This is a genomic window from Halostagnicola sp. A-GB9-2, assembly GCF_030068615.1.
Taxonomy (GTDB): domain Archaea; phylum Halobacteriota; class Halobacteria; order Halobacteriales; family Natrialbaceae; genus Halostagnicola.
Genome location: NZ_JASJOC010000007.1, coordinates 51,378 through 69,247, shown reverse-complemented (window position 1 = coordinate 69,247; position 17,870 = coordinate 51,378). Strand labels below are relative to the sequence as shown.

The 17,870-nt window shown below is 58.3% G+C and carries 14 protein-coding genes; 5 read left to right on the top strand and 9 right to left on the bottom strand.

Annotated elements, in window-relative coordinates; all coding sequences use genetic code 11:
• Positions 1–101: 101 nt before the first annotated feature.
• A complete protein-coding gene (locus QNM96_RS16560; protein WP_283837736.1) occupies positions 102–875 on the bottom strand; it encodes an SDR family oxidoreductase in 774 nt (257 codons plus the stop codon).
• Positions 876–1,100: 225 nt separating this feature from the next.
• Here QNM96_RS16560 and QNM96_RS16555 point away from each other — a divergent pair, with 225 nt between their 5' ends.
• Positions 1,101–2,603: an alpha-L-arabinofuranosidase C-terminal domain-containing protein gene (locus tag QNM96_RS16555; RefSeq protein WP_283837735.1), complete on the top strand. Its 1,503-nt coding sequence runs from the start codon at positions 1,101–1,103 to the stop codon at positions 2,601–2,603.
• Between the two features lie 151 nt (positions 2,604–2,754).
• Here QNM96_RS16555 and QNM96_RS16550 read toward each other — a convergent pair whose 3' ends face one another.
• Positions 2,755–3,516: an IclR family transcriptional regulator gene (locus QNM96_RS16550; protein ID WP_283837734.1), complete on the bottom strand. Its 762-nt coding sequence runs from the start codon at positions 3,514–3,516 to the stop codon at positions 2,755–2,757.
• Between the two features lie 132 nt (positions 3,517–3,648).
• Entirely contained in the window at positions 3,649–4,521 is an 873-nt protein-coding gene (locus QNM96_RS16545; RefSeq protein ID WP_283837733.1) for a fumarylacetoacetate hydrolase family protein, read from the bottom strand.
• 130 nt (positions 4,522–4,651) lie between these two features.
• Here QNM96_RS16545 and QNM96_RS16540 point away from each other — a divergent pair, with 130 nt between their 5' ends.
• Entirely contained in the window at positions 4,652–6,100 is a 1,449-nt protein-coding gene (locus QNM96_RS16540; protein ID WP_283837732.1) for an aldehyde dehydrogenase family protein, read from the top strand.
• Positions 6,101–6,473: 373 nt separating this feature from the next.
• Here QNM96_RS16540 and ugpC read toward each other — a convergent pair whose 3' ends face one another.
• The 6 genes from ugpC to QNM96_RS16510 form a co-directional block, all read right to left on the bottom strand.
• Positions 6,474–7,619 (bottom strand): sn-glycerol-3-phosphate ABC transporter ATP-binding protein UgpC, encoded by a 1,146-nt coding sequence (gene ugpC / locus QNM96_RS16535; protein ID WP_283837730.1) that lies wholly within the window; start codon positions 7,617–7,619, stop codon positions 6,474–6,476.
• A 1-nt stretch (position 7,620) separates the two neighbouring features.
• Entirely contained in the window at positions 7,621–8,766 is a 1,146-nt protein-coding gene (locus QNM96_RS16530) for an ABC transporter ATP-binding protein (RefSeq protein WP_283837728.1), read from the bottom strand.
• 3 nt (positions 8,767–8,769) lie between these two features.
• Positions 8,770–9,702, bottom strand: a complete 933-nt coding sequence (locus QNM96_RS16525; RefSeq protein WP_283837726.1) for a carbohydrate ABC transporter permease — start codon at positions 9,700–9,702, stop codon at positions 8,770–8,772.
• A gap of 2 nt (positions 9,703–9,704) precedes the next feature.
• Positions 9,705–10,667, bottom strand: a complete 963-nt coding sequence (locus QNM96_RS16520) for a sugar ABC transporter permease (protein ID WP_283837724.1) — start codon at positions 10,665–10,667, stop codon at positions 9,705–9,707.
• 81 nt (positions 10,668–10,748) lie between these two features.
• On the bottom strand, positions 10,749–12,032 hold the full coding sequence (locus QNM96_RS16515; protein ID WP_283837722.1) for an ABC transporter substrate-binding protein: 1,284 nt from the start codon (positions 12,030–12,032) through the stop codon (positions 10,749–10,751).
• 534 nt (positions 12,033–12,566) lie between these two features.
• A complete protein-coding gene (locus QNM96_RS16510; protein ID WP_283837720.1) occupies positions 12,567–13,220 on the bottom strand; it encodes a ThuA domain-containing protein in 654 nt (217 codons plus the stop codon).
• A gap of 130 nt (positions 13,221–13,350) precedes the next feature.
• On the opposite strand from QNM96_RS16510, the gene QNM96_RS16505 reads away from it, so the two are divergent.
• The 3 genes from QNM96_RS16505 (at position 13,351) to QNM96_RS16495 (ending at position 17,741) form a co-directional block, all read left to right on the top strand.
• Positions 13,351–14,586 (top strand): mandelate racemase/muconate lactonizing enzyme family protein, encoded by a 1,236-nt coding sequence (locus tag QNM96_RS16505; RefSeq protein ID WP_283837719.1) that lies wholly within the window; start codon positions 13,351–13,353, stop codon positions 14,584–14,586.
• Between the two features lie 956 nt (positions 14,587–15,542).
• Positions 15,543–16,622: a D-xylose 1-dehydrogenase Gfo6 gene (gfo6, locus tag QNM96_RS16500; RefSeq protein ID WP_283837716.1), complete on the top strand. Its 1,080-nt coding sequence runs from the start codon at positions 15,543–15,545 to the stop codon at positions 16,620–16,622.
• A gap of 75 nt (positions 16,623–16,697) precedes the next feature.
• Positions 16,698–17,741: an alcohol dehydrogenase catalytic domain-containing protein gene (locus tag QNM96_RS16495; protein WP_283837715.1), complete on the top strand. Its 1,044-nt coding sequence runs from the start codon at positions 16,698–16,700 to the stop codon at positions 17,739–17,741.
• Positions 17,742–17,870 lie beyond the last annotated feature (129 nt).

Sequence of the window (17,870 nt, the reverse complement as noted above, 5' to 3'; positions counted from 1 at the left end):
TGCTGAACGAAGTCCGGACCGACCCGGCATCCGTGACTCACAATCGTCGTCCAACGTGATTCAACCGTAGACGACGGTCGCGTGAGATCGTAATCTCGGTGTCAAAACGCACTATCCGCGAATCCGCCGTCAACGGTGAGCACCTCGCCGGTGACGAACGAGGCGGCATCGCTCGAGAGGTAGATCGCCGCCCCGATTAGTTCTTCGCGCTCGCCGACCCGTCCGAGCGGCGTTCGCTCGTCGATTCGTCCGCGCTTTTCCGTTCCTTCCGCGTAGGTATCCGCGTTCTGTGGTGTGATGAAGAATCCCGGCGCGATCGCGTTGACTCGAATTTGTGGCGACAGCTCCTTGGCCGAGGCTCGAGTGAAGGCCTCCACACCACCTTTGGCCGCCGAGTACGCCGGCAGGTTTTCCATCGAGAGACGCGCTGCGAGCGAGGAGATGTTGATGATGGACCCGCCGTCGTCCATTGCGGGGGCAAACACTTGTGTTACGCGCCGGACGCCGTCGAGGGCAACGTCCGTGACGAACTCCCAGTCGTCGTCCTCGATTCCGGTGACGGTTTCTCTCGAAATCGCTCCCTGCGAGGCGACGACGATATCGATGCCGCCTAGCTCGTCTTCGGCAACGTCACGAACGTTCTCGAGCGACTCGCGATCGGTGACGTCACACGTGACTCGAGCGGTGGTTGCGCCGCGGTCCTCGAGAAGTGCGGCAGTGTCCTCGACAGCCGCTTGGCCGCGACTCGTCGCGATGACGTCGGCATCGTCGGCCGCAAACCCGACGGCGATTGCCTGTCCGAGTCCGCTCGTCCCACCGATAACGATCGCACGCTTGCCCGCGACTGAAACGGGTGCGTGTGAATACTCCTGCATATACAGGACAACCTTATCCTGTATTATCAACGTTTCCATCGATGGATCGACCAACGCCTTTCTCACCCGGTCCCTTGGATGATTTCCGTCTTTCGGAGCGTCTCAGTCGTGCAACCGAACACGCCGCGTCGGCGGCGATGACCGATCGTTTACACCTCACTCCGGTCTGATAATTGATATAATTCGAAGTATTTATATCGTTCTCCGAAAATATCAAATTAGTGCATGACTGACGCACGAGTAGCAGTTCATACGGAGGCGACTATCGATCGCATCGCGCCCGAGGTTCACGGCCACTTCGCCGAACACCTCGGACGCTGTATCTACGGCGGTATCTGGCATGCCGACAGCGCGGATCAGGACGGATTTCGCGAGGATACACTTTCTCTCCTGAACGATCTCGAGCTTCCCGTGCTCCGGTGGCCGGGCGGCTGTTTCGCGGACGATTACCACTGGGAGGATGGAATCGGTCCACAGGAGGACCGGCCGCGCCGACGAAACCTCTTCTGGGCGCAGGGCCCCGAGGAGATTCCCGAGGAGTCGAACGCCTTCGGCAGCGACGAGTTTCTGGAACTGTGCGAACGAATCGGAACGGAGCCTTACCTCGCGGCGAACGTCGGCTCCGGCGACCCGCAGGAAGCCGCAAACTGGGTCGAGTACTGCAACTACGAGGGCGACACCGAACTGGCGGACCGCCGTCGCGAGAACGGCCGCGAAGAATCCTACGGCGTCAAATACTGGGGGCTCGGGAACGAAAACTGGGGCTGTGGCGGTCGCATGACCCCCGAGCAGTACGCTCGAGAGTACCGCCGGTACGCGACATATGTCGGAACCATGGACAACTTGCTGGTTGAAGAGGACCTCGAACTTATCGCCTGTGGCTTCGAAGGCCACGAGTGGAACCGACGCTTCATGGAGGAAGTCGCGGGTGCACCGTGGGGGACGGAGTTCCCGCTCGATCATCTGACGCTCCATCACTATTACGGGCAGACAATGACCGTCTCGGAGGCTGACAAGGACCAGTACGATACGTTCCTCGCGGACGCACTCGAGACCGAACAACACATCGACCGGATCGCCGCGGCGATCAACGCGGTCGCGACGACCCGCGATATCGGCGTCATCATCGACGAATGGGGGTCCTGGCATCCCGAAGCGACGGCCGACAACGGGCTCGAACAGCCTGGAACCGTTCTTGACGCACTCTCCGCCGGGGCCGTTCTCGACATCTTCAACGACAACAGCGACGTGGTGACGATGACGAACATCGCCCAGACCGTCAACGTACTCCAGTGTCTCGTCGAAACGGATGAAGACGACGCCTGGGCACGACCGACCTACCACGTGTTCGACCTCTACGCCCCGCACAAGGGCAACGAAGCCGTCCAGACATCCGTAACGACGCCCGCCCGAGAACTCGACGACGACCGCGAACTGCCGCTGGTCGGTTCCTCGGCGTCGGTCGGTGCGGACGAAACCTACGTCACGCTCACGAACCTCGACTGCCGTGATTCTCACGCCGTCGAAATCGGACTCGAGGGCCCTACGCCAAGCGAAGCGGACGTTACCGGAACCGTTTTGTTTGCCGGTCAGGAGCCAGATATGGAGGTCACGGCGAACAACGCCGACGAGTTCGGTCCCGAAGACCTCGCCGTTTCGGTCGACGGTGACGGCACCCTTACGACCGAGCTGCCACCGTCGACGGTCGCAGCGATCTCGATCCGATAATTAGAACACTCGTTCGCTATTCCACACCATCCGTTCTTTTGAGAACGGTTTTCGTTTTTTCGTGACCCGTCCGTGTGTCTCCACGGTCGTTTGCACCTGATCGACAGTTTCGTCCGGTTCGACCGGTCGCTCGATGGTTGAACCTCCCGAATTAGGAATAGTTGTACTCGAGTTCGATGACGTTCGCCGCGGCGAGGACGGATTCCGGCAGGTCCTCGTAGAACCGTTCATCGCCGACGCGGTGGACCGGACAGGAGACGCTGATGGCCGCGATACTCCGATCCTCGTCGTCGGTGATCGGGGCGGCGATACAGCGCAATCCGTTGAGTCGTTCCTCGCGATCGATCGCGTATCGCTGCTCGCGAACTTCCTCGAGTTCGCTCAGGAGCTTGTCCCGATCGGTGATCGTGTGCGACGTTGCTTCCGGGAGGCCATGCTCTGTGAGGATTTGTTCTACCTCCGTTTCCGGTCGAAACCCGAGGATCGCTTTTCCGAGGCCGGTGCAGTGCAACCTGACTCGCTTGCCTTCGTGCGTGTCGAGCTCGACCGCGTTGTCGCCTTTGGCCTGGTAGAGATAGATCCCTTTGCCGTTTTTTTCGACGAGTAGGTTTACCAGTTCACCCGTCTCTTCCGCGAGTTCGTCGGCCTGGGCCTGTGCGGTGTCGTAGATCGGTGTTCGATTTCTGGCGTACGCTCCGAGACCGAGAAACGCCAGCCCGATGTGGTATTCGTCGTCTTCCTTGTCGACGTACTCGCAGTTCGTCAACGTCGTGAGATGGTTGTGAACGCCACTTTTGCCGATATCGACGCGATCAGCGATCTCGGAAACCCCGGCACCGTCGAGCTCCTGAATTACCTCGAGGATCTCGAAGGTCCGGCCGACCGTACGAACTGGATGATTCGGTTCAGCCATATTCGCCTAGTAGACATAACGGATATATAAATGGTTCTGTCACAGTAAACGTTGTTCTCCATCACTTAGCCGCAACTCCCGCATGAGAAACTGGTCTCAAGTACGATATTGGAACCGGCCCCGATCGATCGTTCAGACTTCGACAACGGTGTTCGTGAGTGTACCGATCTCTTCGATACCGATTTCGACCACGTCCCCTTCCTGGAGCGTAAACTCCTCGCCCGGGACGAGAGACGTTCCGGTCAACAGCACCGAGACGTCGGAAACGGCGTTGTGTTTAACGTAGTACTCGGTCAATTCCTCGACCGAACGGACCATCTTCGACGTGTTCGTCGATTCATCGTAACGAATTTCGCCGTCGCGAGAGATCCGCATCCACATTTCGAGCTCGTGGGGGTCGTCGATGGCGTCGGCCGATATGATGCAGGGGCCGATCGAACAACACCGATCGTAGACTTTCGCCTGCGGAAGGTACAGCGGGTTTTCTCCTTCGATCGATCGACTGCTCATATCGTTGCCGATCGTGTACCCGACGATTTCGTCTTGGGAGAGGACGACGCCGAGTTCGGGTTCCGGAACGTCCCAGTCCGAGTCTGCACGGATACCGACTGTCTCGTCCGGCCCGACTGTTCGGTTGGGTGTCGCCTTGAAAAACACCTCCGGACGGTCACTCTCGTACACCTCGAGATACATGTCCGGCATCGAACTCTCTGCTTTTCGCGCTTTCTCGCTGATTTGGTAGGTGACGCCGGCAGCCCAGACCTCACCCGACGAGAGAGGGGATTCTATTGCCCGGTCGTTCACCGATTCGATCTGGCGGACGTTGGCCTCCTCGATGAGCTGGTCGACGAGTGCGTCGACCGACCGATTCGCGATGTCGGCCGCACTGAGCAGGTCGTCGAACGTCTGTAATCGCGATTTCGCTGCGGTGAGGTCGTACACCGATCCGGCCGCTTCGACCGCGAGGCGGGGGTCTCCTTCCTCGCGAAGCTGATAATAACGCATGTGAGTACCAGTTAGTTTATTCGCATCCGTAATAGGTCTGGTGCTCGTTTGCTATTTTTCAGATTCTCGCGAGCCGGAGAATCCTGTAAGAATCATAAGATCCGTATACGAGCATCACATAGGGATTCTCGTGACCGCAAACTACCAAAATTACGTAAACGGTGCGTGGACCGACGCAGAAACGACCGAGACGTTCGAAACCACCGATCCAGCAGCTCCCGAAGAAGTCGTCGCGACGTATCAACAGGCGTCAGCTGACGACGCGGATTCTGCGGTCGAAGCGGCCAGCGACGCCCAGTCCGAGTGGGCGAACACGCCCGCGCCTGAGCGAGGCGCAATCCTTCGAGAGGCGGGCTCGATCCTCGCCGATCGGAAGGACGAACTCACCGAACTGCTCACCCGGGAAGAGGGCAAGACCCACGCCGAAGCCGGCGGCGAAGTCCAGCGCGCCATCGATATCTTCTATTATTACGCCGAGAAGACTCGAGATCTCGGCGGCTCGGTTAAATCCGCGAGTGGACCGCGGACGAACCTCTACACGGTCAACGAACCAGTCGGCGTCACCGCACTGATCACGCCGTGGAACTACCCCATCGCTATCCCGGCCTGGAAACTCGCACCGGCGCTGGCGACCGGAAACACCGTCGTGCTCAACCCCGCCTCCGTCGCGCCCGGCGTCGCGCTCGAGTTGTTCAAGGCACTCGACGAGGCCGGCATCCCGGACGGCGTCGCGAACGTCGTCACCGGTCCCGGGAGCACGGTTGGAGATGCGATTATTACACACGAGGATGTCGATGGAGTCTCCTTTACCGGCTCCGGCGAAGTCGGCCACATGGTCTACGACAAGGCGACCGACGACGGCAAGCGCGTCCAGACGGAACTCGGCGGGAAGAATCCGACGGTCGTCTCCGACAGCGCGGACGTCGAGGAAGCCGCCGATATCGTCGCCAACGGTGCGTTCGGCGTCACCGGGCAGGCCTGTACGGCCTGCTCCCGTGCGATTGTCCACACCGATGTCTACGACGAGTTCGTCGACGCCGTGGTCGATCGGGCGGAGTCGATCGAAATCGGCCCCGGCGACGAGTACGATATGGGGCCGCAGGTCACCGAAAGCGAACTCGAGGGAACCCTCGACTACATCGATGTTGCACAGCAGGAGGGTGCGACCCTCGAGACCGGCGGCGGCCGGCCCGAAGGCGAGCGGTTCGAAGACGGCTACTACGTCGAACCGACGGTCTTCTCCGATGTCGACAACGAGTACCGAATCGCCCAGGAGGAGGTGTTCGGTCCCGTCCTCGCGGTAATCGAAGTCGAGGACTACGAGGAGGGTCTCGAAACGGCGAACGACGTGCAGTACGGCCTGTCGGCGAGCATCGTTACCGACGACCATACTGAAGCCGAGCGATTCGTCCGAGAAGTCGAGGCTGGCGTCGCCAAGATCAACGCAAAGACGACCGGTCTCGAACTTCACGTTCCCTTCGGCGGGTTCAAACGCTCCTCGAGCGAAACCTGGCGCGAACAGGGTGACGCCGGCATCGACTTCTATACGATCGAGAAGACGGTCTACGATACCTTCTAACGGGCGACTGACCCAGCGCCGGCCACGATTTTTGATTGCGTACGGACGCTCTTCTAACTGGTGATCCCATCGGGCGGTGCGTCGATTCCGGTGATTGCCGGACCAAACACCTGCACAGTCATCTTCGCGTTTCTCACGGAGATAACGCGTCTGGTGCCTCGGAACGCTGTTTCCTACTACAGAACAATTTTCATCTTTACAGAACACTATCGAAGCGACTCACAACGTCGATCTTCTGAGGTGTATTGAAGGGATCGTCCTCGCTACGAAAACGATCGTATAGCACCGGACGTTCGAACCGCTCTCCTCGGTTTACTGCCTGCAGACCGTCGGGGTCCACCGTCAGTATCGAAACGTCCGCTTCGATCAGTTCCTACGGAATGACCTCGTCAGGCGTTCCAGAAAACGACAACGTCCTGTTTTTGATCGCGACGCCGCTATCGCCGTCGAAGAGGTGGACTACCGCCTCTGAAAATTCGACGTCGACCCGGTCACCGGCGCTGACGGTTGGAACTCCTTCGGTCGTTACGATGAACTCGTCACCGGCCATCGCGTCATCGAACCGAAGGTGGATGACGTTCTCGTTACCCATCGGCTCGACGACGATGACTTCGGCCGCGAACCGTTGACCATCCGTCCGTGGCTCGTCGATTCGAACGTCTTCCGGACGGATCCCAAGCACGAGATCGGTTCCCGCTTCGATATCTCGCCGCAGATCCGGAGACAGGGAATACGCGAGCGATTCGGTCACGAGGGCGTTCTCTTCCAGAGAGCCGTCGAAGAAATTCATCGATGGTTCGCCGATAAAGCCCGCGACGAACAGGTTGTTGGGTTGGTGGTAACACTCGAGCGGGGTACCGGTCTGCTGGAGGGTTCCCTCGTTTAGGACCGCGATCTGGTCGCCCATCGTCATCGCCTCCGTCTGATCGTGCGTGACGTAAACCGATGTTACTCCGAGTTGTTCTTGAAGGTGCTGAAGCTCCGTTCGCATCTCCGCGCGGAGTTTCGCATCGAGATTCGACAGCGGCTCATCCATCAAGAACAAGTCGGGATCGCGAACGATCGCCCGACCGAGCGCGACCCGCTGTTGCTGACCGCCGGAAAGCTCGCCGGGCTTGCGGTTCAGTAGGTCCTCGATACCCATCATACCAGCCGTCTCTTCGACCGTTTCGGCGATATCCGAGTCGGAAAGCTCCGTCGACTCCTCGAGGCCGAAGGACATGTTTCCCCGAACGGTTTTGTGCGGGTACAGCGCGTACGACTGGAACACCATTGCGATATCTCGTTCCTGTGCGGGAACGTCGTTGATGGATCGATCGTCGAGTGTGATCTCCCCGTCGGTGATCGTTTCGAGGCCGGCGATCATTCGGAGCGTCGTCGATTTCCCACAGCCGGAGGGACCGACGAGAACGAGAAACTCCCCGTCGGCCACGTCCAGAGAGACGTCCTCGACGGCAACGACACTCATCTCTCCGTCCCGGTACTCCTTGGTCACGTCGTCGAGTGCTAAGCGTGCCATATTAGATCGTGAGTTCGCGTGCGGTTTCGATTCGACGATTACAAATCGTTTTGCCGGTCTTTCCATCGAAGACGTGAATCGTCTCCGGATCGATAGCGACGGTGACTGGTTCGCCCGGTTTGACGATGTGCATTCCGTCGGTGACCGCACGTAACACGTCGTGGTCGACCGACTCGGCTGCGTGTGTGAGTGACAGTATATTTTGATCGCCGTGCGTTTCGGTGACTGAGACGGTCATTTCGAACTCGTGCGGACCGAGGTTCGGTGCTGACGACTCGTCGGCGCGGCGAACGTCTACAGCTTCGGGACGCACCCCGAGGACGAGATCGTCGACACCGTCGACGGCTCGCTCGAGCCGTTCGTCGAACGGATACTCGATGTGCTCGCCGACAAATCCCGCGTCGGCGCGATTCCCGTGGAGGAAGTTCATCATAGGCTCGCCGATGAATCCGGCGACGAACTGATTCGCGGGTTCGTGATAGAGCTCGAGCGGTTCGCCCACCTGCTGTAGCTGTCCGTCGTTCAACACTGCGATCCGATCACCCATCGTCATCGCTTCCGTCTGATTGTGGGTGACATACACCGTCGTCACGTCCAGATCCGCCTGCAAGCGCTGGAGTTCCGTCCGCATCTTCGCGCGGAGTTTGGCGTCCAGATTCGCAAGCGGCTCGTCCATCAGGAACACTTCCGGATCGCGAACGATTGCTCGGCCGAGCGCGACCCGCTGTTGCTGTCCGCCGGAAAGCTCTCCAGGTTTTCGATCTAGCAGGTCGTCGATTCCAAGGGTCTCGGCGACCTCCTCGACTCGTTCGTCCATCTCACTATCCGTGTACCCCGCTTCCTCTTCCAGCCCGAATCGAACGTTTTCGTGAATCGTCATGTGCGGGTAGAGTGCGTAATCTTGGAAGACCATCGCGATATCCCGATTCTGCGGAACGCGATAGTTCATGTGCTCGCCGGCGATGTAAAGGTCTCCCGCTGTCGGCGTTTCGAGACCGGCCAGCATGCGGAGCGTCGTCGATTTCCCACAGCCGGAGGGGCCGACGAGGACCAAGAATTCGCTGTCCGCGATGTCGAGCGTGACGTCCTCGACAGCGACCGTCTCTCCGAACCGCTTCGTCAGGTGATCGAGTTGAATGCTTCCCATTTGTTATCCACTCTCCGTTTCCAGTCCTTTGGCGAACTGTTCGGCGAACGCAACGTACAGGATGATCGTCGGCAGTGCCGCGAGGAACGCCGCCGACATCCGGATCCCGAAATCGATCCCGGAAGTTGAGGTTCCAATAGCCGGGATGATCAGGGTGACCGGCGCTTCCGGCGAACTCGCGCTCGAAACGAGGGTGAACGAGAACAGAAACTCGTTGTAGATCTGGGTGAACTGGTAGATGAAAACGACCCCGAACATCGGTTTCGAGATCGGCAGAATGATGCGTCGGTAGATCTTCGTGATGCTCGCGCCGTCGATTTTGGCCGCTTCGACCAGTGAATTCGGTAGACTCTGGTAGTACGACCGAAAGAGGATCATACAGATCGGAATGCCGTATGCAACGTGGGTGATTATCAACGGAACGAGATCGGCGTGATAGCTCTGCAGGAGCGGTATCCCCGCGAACAGCGGCGACAACATGTCTGCGAGCGGGAAGGTGTTGTTCCAGAACCGAGCCAGTGGCACCAGCACGGCCTGATACGGGACGAAGATCCCGATGAGGAACAAAATCAGTATCACGAGCTGGCCGCGCCATTTGACCATCGTGAGACCAAACGCCGCCATACTCGCTAGCAATACGTTGATAATCGTCGCCGGGATCGCCATCAGTAGCGAGTTGATGAACGCGTGCGATAGCTGGCTAAACGCGTACTCGAGGTTTGCTAGCGTGAATCCTCCACCCAGTGGTGGCATGAACGGGACCGTCCGGGCGATGGCTTCGTTGGTTTTCAGCGCCGTCATGATCCCCGTCACTAAGGGGAGGAGGAAGAATCCGAGGAAGAAGATGATCAGCGTATAGTGACCGATCCGTCTGAGGTTGACGTCCTCGACGACCGATGCAACGTCGATGTTCGTGTCGGGTGTTGATTGTGACATTATTAGAGCGCCCCTTGTCGGTACTGGTAGACGAGATACGGTGCGATAACGGAGAGCGACAGCAGTAACAACATCGTTGCGATCGCCGCGCCGTACGCCCATTGTCCGTACTGGAACGCTTCTCGAACCATCAGCGTCGCCAGGATGTCGGTTCCGTTCGGCGGCCGATAGTCGCCGGTGATAGCGTAAAGGAAGTCGAACGCTTTGAGGGCGAACAGCATGAGGACGACGGCGGCTCCGACGGACGCTTGTTTTAGCTGTGGAATGATGATCCGAATGTAGGTCTTGGCCGTACTCGCGCCGTCGACTTTCGCCGCTTCGAACTGGTCCGACGGAAGCGACTGAAGCCCGGCCAGAAAGACGACCATCGCGTACCCGCTGAACTGCCAAACGAGCGCGAATATAACCGCTGCGAGTGCGATCCGGGGATTGCCGAGCCAATCGATCGAACCGAACCCGAGCGCCGTCACGAAGACGTTTAACACGCCATTCCCGGGGCTGTACATCCACAACCAGACCTGCGCCGTTACGACGAACGAGAGGGCCATCGGCAGGAGATAGATCGTCTGGATCGTTTCCTTGTACCTGATACCGTAATCGAGGAGGACGGCGAGAAACAGTCCGAGGGCGAGAGAAACCGATGTAAAACCGACGAGGAGAACGAAGTTTTGAAACGCGGCTTGTCGGAACGACCCGTCTGCAAGCGCTGTTCGATACATCTCGAGGCTCAAGTTAGAAAACTCCGGACGACCGATTCCTGCGTAATCCGTAAAGGAAATTGCGAGATTGTAACCGATTCCGCCGTACACTGCGATTCCCATGAGAACGAATGGTATCCCCCAGTATGGTGACGACCGAACGAAGTCACTGTTGAGGAAGTATCGAAGTTTGGTCTTCCAAGTTACCACCTCTTTACTCGGTCCCGTCGTCGAATCCGTCGCTTCGGTCGTGTCGTGTGTTGCCATTTAACTATTTGCTCTACTATACCTTGATACAGGATTTGTTAGTTGTAGCATGTCGATCTCACTTGGATTGGGTTTCCGCGGTTACTCGGATACGGCATCGAGCAACCCGTCCGCCGCCGCTTCGGCATCGTATGGATCCATGAAGTGATCGCCGATTGCACCTTCACAGTCGTTTTGCTGTTCGGGCTCGACTGCGAGTCCGTGTGCGAGCGTCGGCGGATACTCATCGGAATCTAGGAGGTCCTCGTATGTCATCTTGAGGAAGTCCGCCAATTCGTCCGACTCGATATCTGTTCGAAGCGGGACGGATCCCTTGAGGTTATTGAACTCAATTTGTGCTTCCTGCGTTCCAACGAATTTTTGCCACTCGACGGTCTCTTCCGGACTCGGGTTGTCTCCCGGCGTAACGAACGCGTCGAGGTGATAGAAATACACGCCCTCAGTTCCGGGGAACGGGATCCAGTCCCACTCCTCCCCGTAGTTGAAGTCGTCGTCGGCGCGAAACATTCCATAGAGCCAATTTCCGCCGTGAATACATGCGGCTTCATCTGAGATGAGGTTCTGTGCGGCCTGGGTGTAGCCGATCGCAGACGCGTCGTCGGTGATATAGTTCTCCTGGATCTCCTGTAGCGTTTCCAGCGCGTCGATCATGGCGTCCCTGTCACCGTCCCCCTCGATGAAGTCCGTGTAGGCGTCGACACCGCTCTGGCTCGCGAGGATCTGGACCCACGTCTGTAACCCGAGGAACGCCGACCGCATTCCGTGAGCGAACGGGACATAGTCTGTGTCTTGATCGATCGTCTCGAGTGCATCGAGCAGGTCGGATGTGCTCCCGAGATCCTCCGCGTCGATACCTGCTTCGTCGAATGCGGCCGTATTGTAAAACAGGTTGTTCAACCGGTGTGAACCGATCGGTACCGCCGGCATCTGCCCGTTGAACGTACAGAGTTCGACGGCTCGATCCTGCATGTTCTCTTTTAACCCTTCGGCCTCCCAGACGTCTTCCTCGAGATCCATGAGGACTCCTTCGTACCGCTCGAGATTGTTTCCCGGCCAATTAGCGAACGAACTCATCGGATTTTCGTTGGTCAATCGTTGCAGAATGGACGTATTCAACTCGACGTTTCCGTCTCCGCCAACGGCTTCGAAGGTTCCGTCGATATCGGAATGTTCCTCTTCGAACGCGTCCGTAAGCGTCTCGATCGCGTCGGCTCCGTCGCCGCCGGTCCACCCGTGGAGTACTTCGAGCCCGTCTGCTGTATTACCGCTGGCACAGCCTGCTAATCCGGCCGCTGCTCCTGTTGCGATGCCCCCGAGATACGTTCGCCTCCCTATCCCATCAACAAGTTTGTCATTGTCAACCATGCTGTTTTGACAGTGTTACCTCTCATTAATAAATATGCCGGTATGGTGGAGGTTCACGTTCAACATCACGAGACGGCCAGTAGTTCCGTTTGGGGGTAACCGAACTTGTACCGAGACGATCTGCGAGTTAACACGATCCATCGCATTCAGGCCTGTGAGACCGGAATGGTCCTCGTTGAGTCGTCGCAGTATCCCGCGACTTTACGGAGTTCGTCTTTTCGTCGGTGTCGGGATTCTCGACCTCGAGTAACGAGTTGCTGTTACCTTGGAGGTTCCTGTCCTTCCTCGAAAAGTTACTTTTCATCACTGCTGGCGCTGTCGGTACGGTGCGTGGCGCTTCCACCAAGACGCTACACCCGAAGCGTGACGTTGCTGTGGTGAAACGTACCGTTGGTCTGATTCCTTCCGAGTGACGACGAGACGCGATGTTTCCCTCGGAAACGATAGTGAACAAACGTGAATCCTGTTTCACTCTATCCATGTCTCTCTCACGGGGTGGCTCAGGATCGTGTGGCTAAGCTGATAGACAGGTAGTCAGTTGTTTCTAGTCGCCCAACGGATCCCCCGCTCAAGCAGCGAACGCACCCCCTCGTTCCTGATCGCCGGGAGGTCGTGTCCGAGCGAGCAGTAGAACACGCGACCGTCGCCGTGAGATTTCACCCATGCGACCGGCATGTCTCCGTTCTCCGGATGATCCATGCGTGCGAGCACTCGCACGTCGTCGTCGTACTCGAGAACGTACGGTTCATCCCAGACGGAAAAACCGTCTAGGTCTGCTGTAATTGGATGATGGGTATCGACGACGGTTACGTCGAACGTCGTCTGCTCGGGGTGGGTGAGAAAGTGCCCGCCGAGGAGCGTTCGGAGTTCGGGAACTGGTTCGTCGCGGTTTTCCTCGGCCGTTGTCGTCAGATCCGCAGCGCCGTGGATGCCGACGTACCCGCCGCCGTCTTCGACGAACGAACAGAGGCTAGATTTCTGTGGTTCGTCGAACGTGCTGTCCGTCGTAAAGTCGACGAGGACGTCGAACTCGCGTATGCGATCAGTTGCGAGTATTTCTCGGTCGGTAGTGACGGTGGCTTCAATCTCTCGGTTCTCCAGAAATCGTTTGACCGGCGGCCCGAGTCGTTCGATCCGGTGAAACGGAAAGCGGTTCCCGCCGAGGATCACGGTTTTCAGGTTCGACATCTATCGTTCTCGTTGACGCGGAGGAGCTAAAATCCACCGCTCCCGCCGTTTCGTTCGGGGCGGCGGCAGTGGTCCTGTAAATATCCGACATGCCAAACGTGATATACCATGAGGAGTAAAACGCAGTTGTATGCCGAACTACCGGACGCTACGCGATCCGAACGCAGAGTATACCATGCGCGATCTCTCATCCGAGACGATGGAGTTGACCGCCGACCGCGGTCCGCGGGATGTCGAAATCACGGACGTCCAAACGACGATGGTCGACGGGAACTACCCCTGGATTCTCGTTCGCGTCTACACCGACGCCGGACTCGTTGGAACGGGCGAATCCTACTGGGGCGGCGGTGATGATGCGATCATCGAACGAATGACGCCGTTCCTGATCGGCGAAAACCCGCTCGACATTGATCGACTATACGAACACCTCATCCAGAAGATGTCCGGCGAGGGCTCGATTTCCGGGAAAGTCATTTCGGCGATTTCCGGAATCGAAATCGCGCTTCACGATGTCGCCGGCAAAATCCTCGATGTGCCCGCATACCAGCTGGTTGGGGGCAAGTACCGTGACGAGGTTCGGGTCTACTGTGATCTACACACCGAAGACGAAGCCGACCCGATCGCCTGTGCCGACGAGGGCGAACGCGTCGTCGAGGAGCTCGGCTACGACGCGATCAAGTTCGATCTCGATGTCCCCTCGGGACACGAGAAAGACCGTGCGAACCGCCACCTCCGTGGCCCCGAAATCGATCACAAGGCCGAGATCGTCCGCGAAGTCACCGAACGCGTCGGCGACCGCGCCGACGTTGCCTTCGACTGTCACTGGTCCTTTTCTGCGGGCTCGGCCAAACGGCTCGCTCGAGAGCTCGAGCCCTACGACGTCTGGTGGCTCGAAGATCCGGTCCCGCCGGAAAATCACGACGTCCAGCGGGAGGTCACACAGTCGACGACCACGCCGATCACCGTCGGCGAGAACGTCTACCGAACACACGGCCAACGACAGCTTCTTGAAGAGCAGTCGGTCGATATCATCGCGCCAGACCTTCCACGCGTCGGCGGAATGCGCGAGACCAGAAAGGTGGCCGACCTCGCGGACCTCTACTACGTTCCGGTCGCGATGCACAACGTCTCCTCGCCGATCGGAACGATGGCCTCGGCGCAGGTCGCGGCGGCGATTCCGAACTCGCTTGCGCTCGAGTATCACTCCTATCAGCTCGGCTGGTGGGAGGACCTCGTCGAAGAAGACGGACTGATCGAGAACGGTCGGATGGAAATTCCGGAAAAGCCCGGTCTCGGGTTGACTCTAGACCTCGACGCCGTCTCCGAGCATATGGTTGATGGTGAGACGTTGTTTGACGAGGCGTAAGCCGAGTCAAGCTCGCTGAGTTTCACTCAGCGTTGTTCGACGAAGCTATGCTTCGTCGTGGTCGCAAATCTTTGATTTGCGTTGTTTGACGAGGCGTAAGCCGAGTCAAGCTCGCGGAGCTGGCTCCGCGTTGTTCGACGAAACGTGAACGACGAGGCGTAAACTGTTGGACTTGCGGTTCTTCGTTTTTGTGATAGTTGATGAGATAGTTGCGTCAACTCGAGGCGAGCGTCGCGGACGCTTTTTTACCGAATCCAGACAATGTCGAGGGTAGCCGAGATCGCGGAATGCATCGATCGCCGGCGTGTGGCGCCACGAAGCGAATCTGTTGGCGGTGAACGATCCGATATCGTCCTCGGGACTTTCGTCGGTTACGGCTCTATCGAAAACTCTGTTCTCCATATATGAACAATCGGTTTGTAATCGGGAACGGAAGTGGGTGACTACTGATAGCAATCGATTTCCGGGCCACTATATTAATAGGTCTGCTGATCCGGTACCACTCTTGTGCGTGCCGATTTCATATTGAATCCTCTGATAGAACTGTGATGGAAGAGACGCCCTTTCCGTGCGTGTTCCGACCGAGGATATCCCGAATATACAACAATACGAGTGTAAATATTGTCCGTAATTCACCAGTGTTCTACTCAGGATCCCCCGTCGATATCGGATTACCACTACCACTTGCCTGTTTCCGGAAGAGTGTTTTTGATATGGGAACAGTAACTCTCTCATAGATAATGCCATTCTCGTTAACGAACGGGAAAGGATCGCGCAAGCGTGTTTGGATCACGTCCGTCCCCGTTGTGGTGTCTGCCGCCCCGTCGGTTTTCCGACTCGGCGTCTATAGCCTGCTGTGTAGCGGGGCACTGACGAACGAGACCCACGAAACGCTTCGAGGCAGCCGCCCCGAGCACACCGAACGATTTTATTCCCCTCGAGCGAAACGCTCTCCTATGGAAACACATTCCGTGCTCGGCCGGTTCGAAGAACGCGACTGGGAAACGGGGGCAGACGGCACAGTTCGCTTCGCTCTCGTCGGTCTCGGCTGGTGGACAGTCGATGTCGTTATCCCCGCGATCGAACAGACGTCCCACTGCGAAACGAGCGTACTCGTCAGTTCGACTCAGGAGAAGGCCGATCGCCTGGCGGACGAAAACGACGTCGAACGCGGTCTCACGTATGCCGACTTCCACGACGGCGCCGCGGTCGACTCCTACGACGCGATCTACGTCGGCACGCCCAACGCCTATCACCTCGAGTACGTCGAAACCGCCGCTGACCTGGGGAAGGCGGTGCTCTGTGAGAAACCACTCGAGGCCAGCGTCGAGCGCGCCGAACGACTCGTCGAGGCGGCTGAAGCGGCCGACATTCCGCTGATGACTGCCTACCGAATGCACACCGAACCGGCGGTTCGCCGAGCCAAGGAGTTGATCGACGACGGCTTCATTGGGGAACCGACGCACGTCTACGGAAACAATACCCAACCGATTCTCGAGATGAATCCCGACCCCGATCAGTGGCGGCTCGATTCCGACGTTACCGGATACGGGACGTCCGTGATGGATCTTGGTATCTATCCGATCAATACCGCTCGATTCCTCCTTGAGCGGGATCCGATCGCCGTCAGCGCTCGAATGTCCTCGTCCGCGGACGCCTTTAGCGACGTTCCCGACCAGAACGCGACGTTTACGCTGACTCTCGAGGGCGATCTGCCGGTCGTCTGTACGACCAGTCAACACGCCCAGACGGATACGCAACTCAAAATAATCGGCACCGAGGGAACGATCGAACTCGCCCCCGCGTTCCACGGCGAGGCGACGCTTCACCTCTCTTCGGGAAGCCTCCGTGCCGAATTCGAGGACGTCGATTATGGCGCGGTCGAAGAGATGCGCGAGGAGTTCGACTACTTCGCCGATCGAGTGCTCGGCGGCGAACCGATCCTTCCGGACGGTCGCCACGGGCTCGAGGACATGCGAACGATTCGAGCGATCCACGAGGCGGCCGAACGCGACGAACGCGTCGATCTCGAATAGCTCTTCGAACATGATCCGTTCCCAGCGTCGAGACGGTCCAATAGAATTATACCACTCGACCGACCAGTCGACAGTATGCGCGCACTTGCGAAAACGAGCCGAGAGTACGGGCAGATGGAACTCGTCGATCGACAGCGCCCCGATCCAGGTCCGGGAGAAGCGCTGATAGAAGTCGACTACGCGGGTCTCTGTGGCAGCGATGCGGGAATCTACAAGTTCAAATCCGCCTTCGAACGAATGGCGCTTCCGACCGTCATCGGGCACGAGTACACCGGGACCGTCGTCGAGGCCGGCGACGACGTCACGGAGTTCCAGACCGGCGATCGAGTCGTCGAGCGCCCCATCAGGGGTTGTGGAGAGTGCTATCAGTGTAAGCTCGGAGAGGAAAACGTCTGTCAGGACGCGGTGATCACCGGCGTCGATCACGACGGCGCGTACGCTGGCTACATCGCCGTTCCGGAAACCGCCCTCCAGCACGTTCAGGACGGGGTCGATCCGCGACACGCCGCGCTCGTCGAGCCGACAAGTATCGGCGCTCGAGCGGTCATCCAGAACTCTCGAGTCGGGGCTGGCGACCGCGTGCTCGTTGCGGGACCAGGTCCGATCGGTCTCCTGACTGCACAGATAGCGGACTCTCAGGGCGGTGACGTCGTCGTCGCAGGCGTCGGTAGCGACACGAGTTATCGACTCCCACTCGCCGAAGAGCTCGGATTCCCGACGCTCAACGTCGAAGAAGACGATCTCGAGGGTATTCGTGACGAACTGACCGACGGAGCCGGCTACGACGTCGTCTTCGACACCACCGGACATCCCTCCGGACTGACGATGTCCGTCGATGAGGTTCGGAAGGGCGGTCAGATCGTGATGGTCGGCCAGACCGGTGAGACCACGATGGCGTACTCGCCGTTGGTCAGAGCCGAAATCGATCTTCAGTGTTCCTACGCCTCGACGTGGGAGGACTTCGAACGATCGCTCAGACTCATCGAATCCGGCGATGTCGACCTCGAGACGTTTCTCGACGACCGGTATTCGCTTCTCGAGGCCGACGAGGCGTTCGAGGCTTTTTTGGCGGGCGACACCTGTAAGCCAGTCTTTGACGTGAGTGTCCTTCGAGAGTAAGTTCCGACGGTCTCTGGACTCTGTTGATCGTTCAGCAAATTCTCTTTTTGTCGAACAACGGATAGTGGTGATTGACTCCTCGGCTTCGGTAATGTGTGGATATAATCACCAAAGATTATTTTATAGTGC

Bases quoted from the DNA above. Each gene is read 5' to 3' on its own strand.
- gfo6 (WP_283837716.1), top strand. From the start codon at position 15,543: ATGGAAACACATTCCGTGCTCGGCCGGTTCGAAGAACGCGACTGGGAA.
- QNM96_RS16495 (WP_283837715.1), top strand. From the start codon at position 16,698: ATGCGCGCACTTGCGAAAACGAGCCGAGAGTACGGGCAGATGGAACTC.
- QNM96_RS16560 (WP_283837736.1), bottom strand. From the start codon at position 875: ATGCAGGAGTATTCACACGCACCCGTTTCAGTCGCGGGCAAGCGTGCG.
- QNM96_RS16530 (WP_283837728.1), bottom strand. From the start codon at position 8,766: ATGGGAAGCATTCAACTCGATCACCTGACGAAGCGGTTCGGAGAGACG.
- QNM96_RS16505 (WP_283837719.1), top strand. From the start codon at position 13,351: ATGCCGAACTACCGGACGCTACGCGATCCGAACGCAGAGTATACCATG.
- QNM96_RS16525 (WP_283837726.1), bottom strand. From the start codon at position 9,702: ATGTCACAATCAACACCCGACACGAACATCGACGTTGCATCGGTCGTC.
- QNM96_RS16555 (WP_283837735.1), top strand. From the start codon at position 1,101: ATGACTGACGCACGAGTAGCAGTTCATACGGAGGCGACTATCGATCGC.
- ugpC (WP_283837730.1), bottom strand. From the start codon at position 7,619: ATGGCACGCTTAGCACTCGACGACGTGACCAAGGAGTACCGGGACGGA.
- QNM96_RS16520 (WP_283837724.1), bottom strand. From the start codon at position 10,667: ATGGCAACACACGACACGACCGAAGCGACGGATTCGACGACGGGACCG.
- QNM96_RS16510 (WP_283837720.1), bottom strand. From the start codon at position 13,220: ATGTCGAACCTGAAAACCGTGATCCTCGGCGGGAACCGCTTTCCGTTT.
- QNM96_RS16545 (WP_283837733.1), bottom strand. From the start codon at position 4,521: ATGCGTTATTATCAGCTTCGCGAGGAAGGAGACCCCCGCCTCGCGGTC.
- QNM96_RS16515 (WP_283837722.1), bottom strand. From the start codon at position 12,032: ATGGTTGACAATGACAAACTTGTTGATGGGATAGGGAGGCGAACGTAT.
- QNM96_RS16550 (WP_283837734.1), bottom strand. From the start codon at position 3,516: ATGGCTGAACCGAATCATCCAGTTCGTACGGTCGGCCGGACCTTCGAG.